This is a genomic window from Bordetella bronchiseptica, assembly GCF_900636925.1.
GTDB classification, from domain to species: domain Bacteria; phylum Pseudomonadota; class Gammaproteobacteria; order Burkholderiales; family Burkholderiaceae_B; genus Bordetella; species Bordetella pertussis.
Window position 1 is genome coordinate 1,327,821 of sequence record NZ_LR134326.1, and the last position, 13,563, is coordinate 1,341,383.

Annotated in this window: 17 protein-coding genes; 14 read left to right on the plus strand and 3 right to left on the minus strand. The window is 67.4% G+C overall.

Annotated elements, in window-relative coordinates:
- Window positions 1-250: 250 nt before the first annotated feature.
- The 4 genes from EL288_RS06235 (at window position 251) to msrQ (ending at window position 3,676) form a co-directional block, all read left to right on the plus strand.
- Window positions 251-1,216, plus strand: a complete 966-nt coding sequence (locus EL288_RS06235) for an RluA family pseudouridine synthase (RefSeq protein WP_003813839.1) — start codon at window positions 251-253, stop codon at window positions 1,214-1,216.
- 2 nt (window positions 1,217-1,218) lie between these two features.
- Window positions 1,219-1,890, plus strand: a complete 672-nt coding sequence (locus EL288_RS06240) for an HAD family hydrolase (RefSeq protein WP_003813838.1) — start codon at window positions 1,219-1,221, stop codon at window positions 1,888-1,890.
- Between the two features lie 156 nt (window positions 1,891-2,046).
- The gene (msrP, locus tag EL288_RS06245; RefSeq protein ID WP_003813837.1) at window positions 2,047-3,006 is read left to right on the plus strand and encodes a protein-methionine-sulfoxide reductase catalytic subunit MsrP; all 960 of its coding nucleotides are present in this window, start codon (window positions 2,047-2,049) and stop codon (window positions 3,004-3,006) included.
- A gap of 7 nt (window positions 3,007-3,013) precedes the next feature.
- Window positions 3,014-3,676 (plus strand): protein-methionine-sulfoxide reductase heme-binding subunit MsrQ, encoded by a 663-nt coding sequence (msrQ, locus tag EL288_RS06250; protein ID WP_010926950.1) that lies wholly within the window; start codon window positions 3,014-3,016, stop codon window positions 3,674-3,676.
- Here the strand turns inward: msrQ and EL288_RS06255 are convergent.
- The 3 genes from EL288_RS06255 to EL288_RS06265 are packed head-to-tail and all read right to left on the minus strand — an operon-like array spanning window position 3,673 to window position 5,808.
- Complete coding sequence (locus EL288_RS06255; protein WP_033459644.1) at window positions 3,673-4,500, minus strand: N-acetylmuramoyl-L-alanine amidase; 828 nt, start codon at window positions 4,498-4,500, stop codon at window positions 3,673-3,675. The two genes, msrQ and EL288_RS06255, sit on opposite strands and share 4 nt — an antisense overlap.
- Window position 4,501: 1 nt before the next feature.
- Complete coding sequence (locus tag EL288_RS06260) at window positions 4,502-5,212, minus strand: SAM-dependent methyltransferase (protein ID WP_003821344.1); 711 nt, start codon at window positions 5,210-5,212, stop codon at window positions 4,502-4,504.
- Window positions 5,209-5,808, minus strand: coding sequence for a Maf family nucleotide pyrophosphatase (locus EL288_RS06265; protein WP_003813831.1), 600 nt, complete (start codon window positions 5,806-5,808; stop codon window positions 5,209-5,211). The genes EL288_RS06260 and EL288_RS06265 overlap by 4 nt, the downstream gene beginning before the upstream one ends.
- A gap of 108 nt (window positions 5,809-5,916) precedes the next feature.
- Between EL288_RS06265 and EL288_RS06270 the strand changes: the two genes are divergently transcribed.
- From EL288_RS06270 to rpoE, 10 genes are all read left to right on the plus strand, one after another.
- Window positions 5,917-6,510 (plus strand): YceD family protein, encoded by a 594-nt coding sequence (locus EL288_RS06270; RefSeq protein ID WP_003813829.1) that lies wholly within the window; start codon window positions 5,917-5,919, stop codon window positions 6,508-6,510.
- A 51-nt stretch (window positions 6,511-6,561) separates the two neighbouring features.
- Window positions 6,562-6,744, plus strand: coding sequence for a 50S ribosomal protein L32 (gene rpmF, locus EL288_RS06275; protein ID WP_003813827.1), 183 nt, complete (start codon window positions 6,562-6,564; stop codon window positions 6,742-6,744).
- Between the two features lie 56 nt (window positions 6,745-6,800).
- On the plus strand, window positions 6,801-7,859 hold the full coding sequence (gene plsX / locus EL288_RS06280) for a phosphate acyltransferase PlsX (protein ID WP_003813826.1): 1,059 nt from the start codon (window positions 6,801-6,803) through the stop codon (window positions 7,857-7,859).
- A complete protein-coding gene (locus EL288_RS06285; protein WP_033447294.1) occupies window positions 7,859-8,845 on the plus strand; it encodes a beta-ketoacyl-ACP synthase III in 987 nt (328 codons plus the stop codon). Before plsX ends, EL288_RS06285 begins: the two co-directional genes overlap by 1 nt.
- 81 nt (window positions 8,846-8,926) lie before the next feature.
- On the plus strand, window positions 8,927-9,862 hold the full coding sequence (gene fabD, locus EL288_RS06290; protein ID WP_010926948.1) for an ACP S-malonyltransferase: 936 nt from the start codon (window positions 8,927-8,929) through the stop codon (window positions 9,860-9,862).
- Between the two features lies 1 nt (window position 9,863).
- On the plus strand, window positions 9,864-10,616 hold the full coding sequence (fabG, locus tag EL288_RS06295; protein ID WP_010929000.1) for a 3-oxoacyl-ACP reductase FabG: 753 nt from the start codon (window positions 9,864-9,866) through the stop codon (window positions 10,614-10,616).
- Between the two features lie 182 nt (window positions 10,617-10,798).
- Window positions 10,799-11,038 (plus strand): acyl carrier protein, encoded by a 240-nt coding sequence (gene acpP, locus EL288_RS06300; protein WP_003813816.1) that lies wholly within the window; start codon window positions 10,799-10,801, stop codon window positions 11,036-11,038.
- Between the two features lie 189 nt (window positions 11,039-11,227).
- Window positions 11,228-12,457 (plus strand): beta-ketoacyl-ACP synthase II, encoded by a 1,230-nt coding sequence (gene fabF / locus EL288_RS06305; RefSeq protein WP_003813802.1) that lies wholly within the window; start codon window positions 11,228-11,230, stop codon window positions 12,455-12,457.
- A gap of 1 nt (window position 12,458) precedes the next feature.
- Window positions 12,459-12,959 carry a hypothetical protein gene (locus tag EL288_RS06310; RefSeq protein WP_003813800.1) on the plus strand — a complete coding sequence of 167 codons (501 nt, stop codon included), beginning with the start codon at window positions 12,459-12,461 and terminating at the stop codon, window positions 12,957-12,959.
- Window positions 12,956-13,555 carry an RNA polymerase sigma factor RpoE gene (gene rpoE / locus EL288_RS06315; protein ID WP_003813797.1) on the plus strand — a complete coding sequence of 200 codons (600 nt, stop codon included), beginning with the start codon at window positions 12,956-12,958 and terminating at the stop codon, window positions 13,553-13,555. The genes EL288_RS06310 and rpoE overlap by 4 nt, the downstream gene beginning before the upstream one ends.
- Window positions 13,556-13,563 lie beyond the last annotated feature (8 nt).

The following is a 13,563-nucleotide window of genomic DNA, read 5'->3' on the forward strand; positions in this document are numbered from 1 at the left end:
TGCTTTATTTAAATCTGCGACGATTCTTGCGTTGCTTCAGAGACGCTTGCGGCTTGCAAGGGGGCTGCCAGGAAGGCGGGCATCGTGCCACACCACCGTCCGACAGGCCGCGCTTGCGCCGGCGACCAAGAGACCCCGGAGCTGAACGAGCAGGCAGTACAATGCGGCCTGCGCGTCCGACGGAGACGCTAACGAATATTGCATCTCAACGCCAGGCGGCTGTTCAGCCCCTTAAGGCTGTCCCGATTATATGTCGCTTTCCGCAATGCGCAAAGAAACTTCCCCTGGCACCACGCCACCCGCTGTCCGCATGCTGGCAATCGGCCCCGAGCACGATGGCCAGCGCATCGATAATTTCCTGCTCAGGCTGTGCAAGGGCGTCCCCAAGAGCCATATCTACAAGGCCATCCGCGGCGGTGAAGTGCGGGTAAACAAGGGACGCATCTCGGCCGAATACCGCCTCGTCGAGGGGGACGTCGTACGGGTACCGCCGCTGCGCCTGCCCGACCCGGGCGCGGCCAGGCCGGTTCCCGGCGCGGAATTTCCCGTCGTGTACGAAGACGATGCGCTGCTGGTCATCGACAAGCCGGCCGGCGTGGCGGTGCATGGCGGCAGCGGCGTGTCCTTCGGCGTCATCGAGCAGTTGCGGGCCGCCCGTCCGCAGGCCCGCTTCCTGGAGCTGGTGCACCGCCTGGACCGCGAGACCTCCGGCCTGCTGATGCTCGCCAAGAAACGCAGCGCCCTGCTGGCGCTGCACGCCATGCTGCGCGAAGGCAAGGGCGACAAGCACTATCTGGCGCTGGTGGAGGGCGACTGGGTCAACGACCGCCAGCACATCCGCCTGGCGCTGACCAAATGGACCACCCAGTCCGGCGAGCGCCGCGTACGGGTCGACCAGGCGGGGCAGGCCGCCCACACCATTGTCACGCTCAGGAAGCGTTTTGGCGGTTACAGTCTGGTCGACGCCGAGCTGCGCACCGGCCGCACCCACCAGATCCGCGTGCATCTGGCGTCCAGCGGCTTTCCCATCGTCGGCGATGATAAATACGGGACGGATGAAACCCGGGCCGCGTTCGCGCGGCGCGGGTTCGGACGCATGTTCCTGCACGCACACCAGCTGACGCTGCCTCACCCCCTCACGGGAGAAACCTTGCGCTTGACGGCGGACCTGCCGCCCGCCTGCCTCAAGCTGTTGAAACAACTGGAGACGGCCTGACCATGGGTTATTCGTTGGTGGTATTCGATTGGGATGGAACCTTGATGGATTCCACTCACAGTATCGTGGCGGCCATACAGGGGGCTTGCCGCGATCTGGACCTGCCTGTGCCGTCGGCGTCGTCGGCCAGCTGGGTGATCGGCCTGTCGCTGGAAAGCGCGCTGCGCCGGGCCGTGCCCGAATTGACGCAGGCCATGGTGCCGCGTTTTCTCGAGCGCTACCGGACCCACTACCTGCTGCGCGACCCGGAGCTGCGCCTGTTCGAAGGCGTGCGCGAACTGCTGGCCGACCTGGCCAGCCAGGACGTCCGCCTGGCGGTCGCCACCGGCAAGAGCCGCGTCGGGCTGAACCGGGCCCTGGCCGCCACCGGGCTCGGGCCGCTGTTCGACGCCACCCGCACGGCCGATGAAACCTTCAGCAAACCCCACCCGGCGATGTTGCAGGAACTCATGCACGAGCTCGGGCACGAGGCCGACGCCGTGGTGATGGTGGGGGATACCTCGCACGACCTGCAGATGGCGGCCAACGCCGGCGTGCACGGCCTGGGTGTCGCCTATGGCGCCCATACCTTGGCGGAGCTGGAGGCCTGTGCCCCGCAGGCGGTGGTCGACAGCGTGGCCGTGTTGCGCGAATGGCTGCTGGCGCGCTCGCCGGGCCGCATCGAGAGCGTGTAGGCGATCCGGCTGCGGGAACGGCCGGCGCGGTGCGCTGTCTTACCTGGATCGGCGCCATGCGCGCGCTGCCGTCGCCCGGCGACGGAATAGCGCGGCGCACGCCACCGTCTATTTGGGTAAGAGCGGGCGGCATGCCCGCCTACACCGGAGATCTCCATGCTGATACGCAAGCCCTCTGATATCCCGTCGTCGCAGATCACGCCCGAGACGGTCTGGCAGGGACGGCGCGACTGGATTGCGCGCGCCGGCCTGGCCGCCGCGGCGCTGGGCCTGCCCGGCTGGGCGCAGCGCGCGGCCTTCGCACAGGATGCCGCCTTGCCGGGCGCGCCCAATTCCCGCTATGCGGTGGTGGACAAGCCCACGTCCTTCAAGGACGTCACCACCTACAACAATTACTACGAATTCGGCCTCGACAAGGGCGATCCGGCCGCCCACGCGGGCCGGTTGCGTACCCGGCCGTGGGAAATCGCGATCGAAGGCGAGGTCGGCAAGCCCGGCGTCTACGCCATCGACGATCTGCTCAAGCTGGCGCCCATGGAAGAGCGCATCTACCGATTGCGCTGCGTCGAGGGCTGGTCCATGGTGATTCCGTGGGTGGGCTATTCGCTGTCGACGCTGCTGCAGCGGGTCGAACCCACCGGCAACGCCAAGTATGTCGAGTTCGTCACCGCGGTGCAGCGCGACACCATGCCGGGCGTGCGTTCCAGCGTGCTCGACTGGCCGTACGTCGAGGCGCTGCGGCTGGACGAAGCCCTGCACCCGCTCACGATGCTGGTGTTCGGCGTCTACGGCAAGGTCTTGCCCAACCAGAACGGCGCGCCCGTGCGCCTGGCCGTGCCCTGGAAATACGGTTTCAAGTCGGCCAAGTCGCTGGTGGCCATCCGGCTGGTGGAAAAACAGCCGGTCAGCTCCTGGATGAACGCCGCGCCGCAAGAGTACGGCTTCTACGCCAATGTCAATCCGGATGTGCCGCATCCGCGCTGGAGCCAGGCAACCGAGCGGCGCATCGGCGAAGACGGCCTGTTCAGCCCCAAGCGCAAAACCCTGATGTTCAACGGCTACGCCGAGCAGGTCGCCAGCCTCTACCAGGGCCTGGACCTGCGGGCCAACTACTGAGGTCCCCATGGCCGATGACGCGATCAAGGCGAGCGCCGCCGCGCGGGCCGTGCCGGCCGCCCCCCTGACAGCCCGCGCGATCGGGCGCATCAAGCCGCTGCTGTTCGTTGCCGGCCTGCTGCCTTTCGCGCGCTGGTTCTGGCTGGGGGCCAACGACGGCCTGAGCGCCAACCCCGTCGAATTCCTGACCCGGTCCTCCGGCACCTGGACGCTGGTGTGCCTGCTGGTCACCCTGGCGATCACGCCGCTGCGGCGGTTGACCGGCCAGCCCGCGCTGGTGCGGCTGCGTCGCATGTGCGGGTTGTTTGCGTTTTTCTACGGCAGCCTGCATTTCCTGGCCTGGGTATGGTGGGATCGCGGCCTGGATCCGGTGTCCATGCTGCAGGATGTGGGCGAGCGGCCATTCATCACCGTGGGTTTTGCCGCGTTCGTGCTGATGGCGGCGCTGGCGGCCACCTCGACCCAGTGGGCCATGCGCAAGCTGGGCAAGCGCTGGCAGGTCCTGCACCGGGCGGTCTATGCCATCGGCCTGCTGGCCATCCTGCACTTCTGGTGGCACAAGGCCGGCAAGAACGATCTGCAGCAGCCGCTGCTCTATGGCTCGGTGCTGGCCCTGCTGCTGGGATGGCGGGTGGCGGCCTGGTGGCGGCGCCGCGGCGCCGCCCGTTAGCGCAGCGCCAGCATGATGGCGGCGGTCTCGGCGTCGGGCTGGCCGTCGTGGCGCGCTGGCCGATAGTGCATCTGGAACGCGGCCAGCACGTTGCGGGTGGCCGTATCGAGCACGCCGGATTGCGGCGTGGCGTATCCCAGGCGGGCCAATTGGCCCTGGAACCAGGCAATGTCCGGTATGCCCTCGGCCTGCAGGCGGGCCAGGTGGGCGGCCGCGCCGGCCTCGTCGTACCAGCGGCCCAGGCCCGCCTGCGCCAGCCGCTGCCATGGAAACAGGGGGCCGGGGTCGACCTTGCGCTGCGGGGCAATGTCGCTGTGGCCAACGATGTTCTCCGGCGCGATGCCGTGCCGCGCCACGATGTCGCGCAACAGCACGATCAGGGTTTCGATCTGCGCGTCGGAGTAGGGCGCCCAGTGCCGGCTGTCGGTATCGCCATGGCCGCCGCGCGTCCAGTTTCCCTCGCTATTGGTCCAGCCGGGGTTGACCAGCTCGATCCCGATCGACGTGCTGTTCATGGTCGATTGGCCGTACCAGGCGCTGATGCCGGCATGCCAGGCGGCGCGGGTCTCGTCCACCAGGCGGTAGACGCGCGGGCGCGGCGTGTCGGTAATCAGGTAGTGCGCGCTGACCTTGCGCTCGGAGAGGATCTTCAGCGAATTCTCGTTGCCCGTGCTGGTGTAGTGCAGCACGACGGCGCGCACGCGGCTGCTCTGGCTGACAGCCGTGATCGAGGTGTCCAGGTCCAGCCCGGCCGGGCCGCGCGCGGCGCAACCGGCCAGGGCGAGCAGGCAGGCGATCGGCGCGGCGCGGGTGATCCAGGACATGTCAGCGGGCCAGGAACAGGAACAGCGTGGGCTTCTTGTCCAGCTCGGGCGCCGGCTGCCTCTTCCAGTCGGCGATGGTGCGCGTTTGCACCAGTTCGTCCCCGGTAGTGAGCGCGCGCGCGATGCACAGGCGGGTGTCGGGGCGCAGCGCCGCCAGCAGGGTGGCGAACATGGCGCCGTTGCGGTAGGGGGTTTCGATCAGGATCTGGGTCTGGTCGTGGCGGGCGGAGTGCTGCTCCCAGGCGCGCAGTTGCCGGGCGCGCTCGGCCGGGTCGACCGGCGCGTAGCCGTGGAAGGCGAAGCGCTGGCCGTCCAGGCCGCTGGCCATCAGCCCCAGCAGGATGGACGAGGGGCCGACCCAGGGGCGCACGGCCAGGCCCAGGCGATGGGCCGCCGCCACCACCTTCGCGCCGGGGTCGGCCACGGCGGGGCAGCCGGCCTCCGACACCAGGCCGATTTCGGCGCCGCCGCGCAGCGGCGCCAGCCATTGTTCTATCTGGCCGGCCGGCACGGCGTCGGTCAGGGTGTGGATGGTGATTTCCTGCAGCGGCCGCACGGTGCCCAGCAGCTTCAGGAAGGCGCGCGCCGTCTTGGCGTTCTCGGCGATATAGGTGTCGAGCCGGCCCGCCAGCGCGCGCACGTCGGCCGGCAGCCAGCGCTCCGGCGGCGCATCGCCCAGGCCGACCGGGATCAGGTGCAGGGCGCCGCTCATGCCGGATGGCCCGTCAGCGGATCCAGGCCGAAGCGGCCCAGCATGCGCGTCAGCGCGATCAGCGGCAGGCCGATGATGGCGGTGGGGTCGTCGCTCCGGATGCTGTCCATCAGCGCGATGCCCAGGCTTTCGGCCTTGGCGCTGCCTGCGGTATCGTAGGGTTCCTCGGCGCGCAGGTAGGCGTCGATGGCCGCATCGGTCAACGTGCGGAAACGGCACAGCGTGACAATATCCGCCGTTTCCGTGTGCACGCCGTCGGTGACGGCCATGGCGCTGTGGAATTCCACGGCGCGCCCGGACAGCCGGCGCAATTGTTCGCGGGCGCGCTCGAACCCGCCCGGCTTGCCGATGGGGTCGCCGTCGACGGTGGCGACCTGGTCCGAGCCGATCACCACGCTGCCCGGGTGGGTGGCGGCCACGGCCATCGCCTTGGCGACCGACAGGCGCAGCGCCAGGTCGGCGGGCGCTTCGCCAGGCTGTGGCGTTTCGTCCACATCGGGCGAAATGGCGGTAAACGGCAGGCGCAGGCGGGACAGCAACTCGCGGCGATAGCGCGAGCTCGATGCGAGGATCAGCTTTGGAGGGATGGCGGGCATGCGTTATTTGACGATGTTCAGTAAGCCACGGTATTATCCAATGTTTTGCGGCATTTTTGCAGGAAGTTCGATATGAGCACTACGCAGGGCGCGCCTGACGGTGAGGCTATGGGTAGCGGGACGGACGCGCAAAATGCACAAAGCCACATTGATGCGTTCATGTTTGCGCGGCAGGCCAAGCGGCTGGAGGGCTCGGTTCCCCTGGTGCGGCTTGCGCGCTTCATGGAGGGGCTGCCCGAGCAGCCTGGCGGCGAGGCGGGCCTGGCGCGCTGGGCGGTCGAGGGCGGGACGGGGCAGGGCAGCAGCCGCACCGGCCACCCGATATCCGGGCAGCCGCTTCTGCGGTTGCGGGTGCGGGCGGCGCCGATGCTGGTGTGCCAGCGTTGCAACCAGCCGTTCGTCTACCCAGTCGACAACACGGTGGCGCTGCAACTGGTCAAGTCCGAGGAAGACCTCGACGAAGACCTGAGCGAGACGCAAGATGAAGATTTCGCGGACGACCTGCCTGAAAAGGTGGTGGGTTCGCACAATTTCGACCTGTTGGCCCAGGTTGAGGACGAGCTGATTCTGAGCGTCCCCTATGTGCCCCGGCATGATGTCTGTCCGGGTGCGCAGGCCGAGTCCGGCGAGGCTTCCCAAGAGCCCGCTGTCAAGCGTCCGTCGCCTTTTGCGGTGCTTGAGCAACTGAAGCACAAGGATTGAGATCAACTCGGGTCGGATCGCGTACAATGCGGCCCGTTTCTAGGAGTCATCATGGCTGTTCAACAAAACAAGAAGTCCCCGTCCAAGCGCGGCATGCACCGCTCGCACGATTTTCTGGTCAACCCGGCAACGGCCATCGAGCCCAACACCGGCGAAACCCACCTGCGCCACCATATCAGCCCCAATGGCTTCTACCGTGGCCGCAAGGTCCTGAAGACCAAGGCTGACGAATAAGGCCGCGGCCGAACTCGCGAACCGGACCTCCTGGGCAGAACGCTGACCTGGCACCCGTGATACGCATCGCTATAGACTGCATGGGCGGTGACTTCGGCCTGCCCGTCACGATTCCGGCCGCGATCGAGTTCGCCCGGCAATTTCCGGATACCCGGCTGTTGCTGGTCGGGCTTCCCGACGCGATCGAGGCGGCCCTGGCCGAGCGGCGCGATGCGCCGCGCGATCGCCTGGACATCGTGCCCGCGACCGAAGTCGTCTCCATGGACGACCCGGTCGAGGTCGCGTTGCGCCGCAAGAAAGACTCGTCCATGCGCCTGGCGGCGCAGGCGGTCAAGGACGGCCGCGCCGACGCCTGCATCTCGGCCGGCAATACCGGCGCCTGGATGGCGATTTCCCGCTACGTGCTCAAGACGCTGGATGGCATCGACCGTCCGGCCATTGCCACGTCCATCCCCAACCAGACCGGCCGCGCCACGACCGTGCTCGACCTGGGCGCCAATGTCGACTGCTCGGCCGAGCACCTGCTGCAGTTCGCCATCATGGGCGCGGCCCTGTCCCAGGCGGTCGATCATCGCGACCGGCCCACGGTGGGGCTGCTCAACATCGGCGAAGAGATCATCAAGGGCAACGAGGTGGTCAAGGAGGCCGCCGAGCTGCTGCGCGCCAGTCCGCTCAACTTCTACGGCAACGTCGAAGGCAACGACATCTTCAAGGGCACGGTCGACGTGGTCGTCTGCGACGGCTTTGTCGGCAATGTCGTGCTGAAGTCCGTCGAAGGGCTGGCCAAGATGCTGTCCAGCGTCATCCGCGAAGAGTTCAAGCGCAATTTCATTACCCTGCTGGCTGGCGCCTTCGCCAAGCCGGTGCTAAACCGCCTGCGCAACCGGGTAGACAACCGCCGCTACAATGGCGCGGCCCTGCTTGGCCTGCGCGGCGTGGTCATCAAGAGCCACGGTTCAGCCGATGCGTACGCGTTCGGTTTCGCGCTGCAGCGCGCACGCGAAGCCGTGGCGAGTAAACTGCTCGAGCGCACGGCGCAGACTGTTGCGCAGATAACCCAGCGCGTGCAATCGGGCGAGGCCGTCGCGCCCGGCGCGGCTGGGGACACCGCTTGATGGAAAAAGCTATGAAATACGCCAAGATCGCCGGTTCGGGCGGCTACCTTCCCGAACGCGTCGTCACCAACGACGATCTGGCCGCCGAGCTGGCGACGCGGCAAATTTCCACGTCCGACGAGTGGATCGTCGAGCGCACCGGCATCCGGCAGCGCCACCTGGCCGAGCGTGGCGTGACCACCAGCCAGCTGGCCACCGAGGCGGCGCGCCGCGCCATGGACGACGCCGGGGTGCAGGCCGACGAGATCGACATGATCATCGTCGCCACGTCGACGCCGGACTACGTCTTCCCCAGCACGGCCTGCCTGGTGCAGGCCAACCTGGGCGCCAAGGGCGGCGCGGCCTTCGACGTGCAGGCCGTCTGCAGCGGCTTCGTCTACGCCATGACCACCGCCGACAGCTTCATTCGCGCCGGCCGCGCGCGCTGCGCGCTGGTGATCGGCGCCGAAGTCTTCTCGCGCATTCTCGACTGGAACGACCGCGGCACCTGCGTGCTGTTCGGCGATGGCGCCGGCGCCGTCGTGCTCAAGGCGGCCGACGAGCCGGGCATCCTGGCCGCGCACCTGCATGCCGATGGCAGCCAGACCAAGATTCTCTGCGCCGCGGGCAACGTCGCGTACGGGGACGTCACCGGCGATCCCTTCCTGCGCATGGACGGCCAGGCGGTGTTCAAGCAGGCGGTCACGGTGCTCGACCGTTCGGCGCGCGATGTCTGCGCCGAGGCTGGCGTCGAGGTCGACGATATCGATTGGCTGATCCCGCACCAGGCCAACGTGCGCATCCTGAATTTCCTGGCGCGCAAGCTGCGCGTGCCGACCGAACGGGTCGTCATCACCGTGGACCAGCATGCCAACACCTCGGCGGCCAGCGTGCCGCTGGCGCTGGATGTCGCGCGCCGCGACGGGCGCGTCAAGCCGGGCCAGCTGGTACTCATGCAAGGCGTGGGCGGCGGCTTCACCTGGGGCTCCGTGCTGGCCCGCATGTAGGCGGAAGGGCGCGCTGCGCGCGCCTGTGCGCGACCGCGCACGCCGCCATTCCTCCATACCGAATTCTGTCTAGGGACAATCATGAAGCTGGCGTTTGTCTTTCCCGGTCAAGGCTCCCAATCTGTCGGCATGCTCGATGCATGGGCCGGCAATGCCGCCGTGGCCGACGTCGTGGCGCGTGCCAGCGCCGCGCTGGGCCAGGACCTGGGCGCCCTGATGGCGCAAGGCCCGGCCGAGCAACTCAATCTCACCACCAACACCCAGCCGGCCATGCTGACCGCCGGTGCGGCCTGCTTTGCCGCCTGGCGCGCGGCGGGCGGGCCCATGCCCGAGGTGATGGCCGGCCATAGCCTGGGCGAATACGCCGCGCTGACGGCCGCCGGCGCGCTGGCGCTGGAAGATGCCGTGCGCCTGGTGCGCGTGCGCGCCGACGCCATGCAGGCCGCGGTGCCGGTGGGCGCCGGCGCCATGGCGGCGGTGCTCGGCCTGGACGACGACGCCGTGCGTGCCGCCTGCCAGCAGGCTGCCCAGGGCGAAGTGGTCGAGGCCGTCAATTTCAATGCGCCGGCACAAGTCGTCATCGCGGGCCACAAGGCCGCGGTCGAGCGCGCCTGCGAAGCCGCCAAGGCGGCCGGCGCCAAGCGCGCGCTGTTGCTGCCGGTGTCGGCGCCGTTTCACTCCAGCCTGCTCAAGCCCGCCGCCGAGGTGCTGCAGGGCGCGCTGGCCGGCGTGGCGGTGTCTGCGCCGCAAGTGCCGGTGCTCAACAATGTCGACGTCGCCACGCCTGCCGAACCGGCGGCCATCCGCGACGCGCTGGTGCGCCAGGCATGGCATCCTGTACGCTGGGTCGAGACGCTGCGCGCCATGAAGGAACTTGGCGTCACCCACGTGATCGAATGCGGTCCGGGCAAGGTGCTGACCGGCCTGACCAAACGCATCGATGCCGACCTGACGGGCATCGCCATCACCGACCCGGCCTCGCTGGAAGCGGCGCTGGCGGCTGTAAACGGGAACTGACATGGAAAATACCTCCACGGAACTGCAGGGCAAGATCGCGCTGGTGACCGGCGCGACGCGCGGCATCGGCCGCGCCATAGCCCAGGAACTGGCGGCGCGCGGCGCCACGGTGGTCGGTACGGCCACGTCCGAGGCGGGCGCCCAGGCCATCACCGAGGCGCTGGCCGCCCAGGGCGGGCGGGGCGTGGTGCTGGACGTGACCGATGCCCAGGCCTGCGAGGCGCTGATCGAGCAGCTTGGCAAGGATGGCGGCGGCCCGCACATCCTGGTCAACAACGCCGGCATCACGCGCGACACGCTGGCCATGCGCATGAAGGACGACGACTGGTCGGCCGTCATCGATACCAACCTGGCGGCGGTCTTCCGCCTGTCGCGCGCCGTGCTGCGCGGCATGATGAAGGCGCGTTGGGGCCGGATCATCAATATCACGTCGGTGGTGGGCGCAAGCGGCAACGCTGGCCAGGCCAACTACGCCGCCGCCAAGGCCGGCGTGGCGGGCATGGCGCGGGCGCTGGCGCGCGAGCTCGGCAGCCGCAACATCACCGTCAACTGCGTGGCGCCCGGCTTTATCGATACCGATATGACGCGTATCCTGGGCGAAGACCAGACGGCGGCGCTGCTGCAGCAGATTCCGCTGGGCCGCCTGGGCGCGCCCGCCGACATCGCCCATGCGGTCGCCTTTCTGGCCGGGCCGCAGGCGGGTTACATTACCGGTACCACGCTGCACGTCAACGGCGGCATGTATATGCAATAGTGAGAAGCGCGCGGCGCGGCCCATCCAAGCCCAGCCGCGCGTTTCTGTGGAAACGCCGCGCACCTGGATAGCGGCCCGGTAGGGGCCGGAACGGATGCGGTGTTATTTTTGTCACGGCCTGGCGTTTGCATTCCTCTACGCTTGGCTATAATTCGCGGGATTTTTCCCAATTGGAGATCTGCATGGAAAGCATCGAACAGCGCGTCAAGAAGATCGTCGCTGAACAACTTGGCGTGAACGAAGCCGAGATCAAGAACGAGTCCTCCTTCCTTGACGACCTCGGTGCCGATTCGCTCGACATGGTCGAACTGGTCATGGCGCTCGAAGACGAATTCGAGACCGAGATCCCCGACGAAGAGGCCGAAAAGATCACTACCGTGCAGCAAGCGATTGACTACATCAATTCGCACGGTAAGCAGTAAGCTAAAGCCTGTATCCTCCCGCGCGCCCGGATCGAACACTTCGGGGCGGCGCCGGGAATCGGGGCGGTTTCAGGAATGCCGTGCGGTCCGCGTGCGGGGAGGAAGTAACGGCCTTCCCGTGGTCTTGCGGTCCGCGCGCGCAGTGCTTCCCGAAAACCGCCTTTATTTTGTCTGTTTGAGGAGTCTTCCGTGAAGCGACGAGTCGTCATCACCGGCCTGGGTATCGTTAGCCCCGTGGGCAACGACATTGCCAGCGCCTGGGACAATATCGTCAACGGACGTTCCGGCATCAGCCGCATCTCCCGTTTCGACCCTACCCCGCTGACGACGCACATCGCCGGCGAGGTCAAGGATTTCGACGTCACCCAGTACATGCCCGCCAAAGAAGCCCGCCAGATGGATACCTTCATCCATTATGGCCTGGCCGCCGGCATGCAGGCGTGGCGCGATTGCGGCCTTGAGGTCACCGAAACCAATGCCGAGCGCATTGGCGTGATCGTGGGGTCGGGCATCGGTGGCCTGCCGCGCATCGAAGAAACCCAGACCGAGATGTTGGCCAAGGGACCGCGCCGCATTTCGCCGTTCTTCGTGCCTGCGTCGTTGATCAATCTCATTTCCGGCCAGCTCTCCATCGCCTATGGCATGAAGGGCCCGAGCTACGCGGTCGTGTCCGCGTGCACCACCGGCCTGCATTGCATCGGCGATGCCGCGCGCCTGATCGAATACGGCGATGCCGATGTCATGCTTGCCGGCGGGGCCGAATCGACCGTCTCGCCGCTGGGCATCGGCGGCTTTGCCGCGATGCGCGCGCTGTCGACGCGCAACGACGATCCGACCACCGCCTCGCGTCCCTGGGACCGCGACCGCGATGGTTTCGTGCTGGGCGAAGGCGCCGGCGTGCTGGTGCTCGAAGAGTACGAGCATGCCAAGAAGCGCGGCGCGCGCATCTACGGCGAACTGGCCGGCTACGGCATGAGCTCCGACGCGCACCATATCACCGCCCCCGACAAGGACGGCCCGCGCCGCGGCATTCTCAATGCGCTGCGCAACGGCGGCATCAATGCCGACGAGGTTTCCTATGTCAATGCGCACGGCACGTCCACGCCGCTGGGCGACAAGAACGAAACCGACGCGTTGAAACTGGCTTTCGGCGACCATGCCTCCAAGCTGGTGGTGAATTCGACCAAATCCATGACCGGGCACCTGCTGGGCGCCGCTGGCGGGATCGAAGCCGTATTCACGACCCTGGCCGTCCATAACCAGATTTCGCCGCCGACCATCAACATCTTCAACCAGGATCCGGAGTGCGACCTGGATTACTGCGCCAACGAGGCGCGGCCCATGAAGATCGAGATCGGCCTGTCGAATTCGTTCGGGTTTGGCGGCACCAACGGTTCGATGGCCGTTCGTCGGGTCTGAGTTGAACCCGGACGGCGGTATTTTCGATAACCGTTGGCATCTGCGCTTGCCGGTGAGGGTGCCGGCCCTGGCGGTGGCGCTGGGGTGGCTGGCCGTGCTGGCGGCTGCCGGCAGCGCGGCGGTGGCGCTCGTTCAACTGCAATGGCTGGCGCCGCTGTCCGCGGGCATGCTGGCTGTCGCCGCGGGCGGGCTGGGCGGGCTGCTGTGGCTGCGTGGCAGCCGCGGCGGCGCGCCGGCCCTGTGCGCGGCGCCCGTGCCGGGCGGCTGGCGCGTGCTGGGCGGGCGTGGCTGGGTGCAAGCACGCTTGCTGGCGGTCCGCCAGGGGCCGCTGTGGCTGCGCCTGGAGCTTGGGCTTGACGCCGAGGCGGGGTCTCGGGTTACAAATAGCAAAATCATCTGCACCGTCTGGCGGCCGGCATTGCCGCCCGGGCACTGGCGCCGCCTGCGCCTGCTGGCGACAGCGGCGCAGGGGCAGGCGGCGACGAGTTGGGAGGCGTCATGAGCGAACGCGATGTCGACGCCGAACTTGTCGCGCGCGTACAACGTGGCGACAAGAAAGCCTTCGATCTGCTGGTCCTGAAGTATCAGCGCAAGATCCTCCGCCTGCTGGCGCGCATGATCCGCGATCCGGCCGAAATCGAGGATGTCGCGCAGGAAGCCTTTATCAAGGCGTACCGGGCCCTGCCGCAGTTTCGCGGGGACAGCGCCTTCTATACCTGGTTGTATCGTATCGCCATCAATACGGCCCGCAATTGGCTGGCCTCGTCCGGACGCCGTCCGAGCGCGCCCAACGCAATTGAAACCGAAGATGGTGAAACTTTTAACGAAACCGACAACCTAACCGACATAAGCACGCCGGAATCCATGGCCGCAACCCGCGAGATCGCCGAGACGGTGAACGCGGCCATCGAGGAGTTGCCCGAGGAATTGCGCACCGCCATCGTCCTGCGTGAGATTGAAGGTATGAGTTACGAAGACATCGCCCAGAGCATGGATTGCCCGATTGGCACGGTTCGTTCGCGCATATTCAGAGCGCGCGAGGCCATTGCCAGTCGGTTGCGCCCTTTGCTGGACACCGATGCCGAGCGTCGCTGGTAAGGAGTGGC

Excerpts from the sequence above, each read along its gene's own strand:
- EL288_RS06235 (WP_003813839.1), top strand. The coding sequence starts at position 251 with ATGTCGCTTTCCGCAATGCGCAAAGAAACTTCCCCTGGCACCACGCCA.
- EL288_RS06240 (WP_003813838.1), top strand. The coding sequence starts at position 1,219 with ATGGGTTATTCGTTGGTGGTATTCGATTGGGATGGAACCTTGATGGAT.
- msrP (WP_003813837.1), top strand. The coding sequence starts at position 2,047 with ATGCTGATACGCAAGCCCTCTGATATCCCGTCGTCGCAGATCACGCCC.
- msrQ (WP_010926950.1), top strand. The coding sequence starts at position 3,014 with ATGGCCGATGACGCGATCAAGGCGAGCGCCGCCGCGCGGGCCGTGCCG.
- EL288_RS06255 (WP_033459644.1), bottom strand. The coding sequence starts at position 4,500 with ATGTCCTGGATCACCCGCGCCGCGCCGATCGCCTGCCTGCTCGCCCTG.
- EL288_RS06260 (WP_003821344.1), bottom strand. The coding sequence starts at position 5,212 with ATGAGCGGCGCCCTGCACCTGATCCCGGTCGGCCTGGGCGATGCGCCG.
- EL288_RS06265 (WP_003813831.1), bottom strand. The coding sequence starts at position 5,808 with ATGCCCGCCATCCCTCCAAAGCTGATCCTCGCATCGAGCTCGCGCTAT.
- EL288_RS06270 (WP_003813829.1), top strand. The coding sequence starts at position 5,917 with ATGGGTAGCGGGACGGACGCGCAAAATGCACAAAGCCACATTGATGCG.
- rpmF (WP_003813827.1), top strand. The coding sequence starts at position 6,562 with ATGGCTGTTCAACAAAACAAGAAGTCCCCGTCCAAGCGCGGCATGCAC.
- EL288_RS06285 (WP_033447294.1), top strand. The coding sequence starts at position 7,859 with ATGGAAAAAGCTATGAAATACGCCAAGATCGCCGGTTCGGGCGGCTAC.
- fabD (WP_010926948.1), top strand. The coding sequence starts at position 8,927 with ATGAAGCTGGCGTTTGTCTTTCCCGGTCAAGGCTCCCAATCTGTCGGC.
- fabG (WP_010929000.1), top strand. The coding sequence starts at position 9,864 with ATGGAAAATACCTCCACGGAACTGCAGGGCAAGATCGCGCTGGTGACC.
- acpP (WP_003813816.1), top strand. The coding sequence starts at position 10,799 with ATGGAAAGCATCGAACAGCGCGTCAAGAAGATCGTCGCTGAACAACTT.
- rpoE (WP_003813797.1), top strand. The coding sequence starts at position 12,956 with ATGAGCGAACGCGATGTCGACGCCGAACTTGTCGCGCGCGTACAACGT.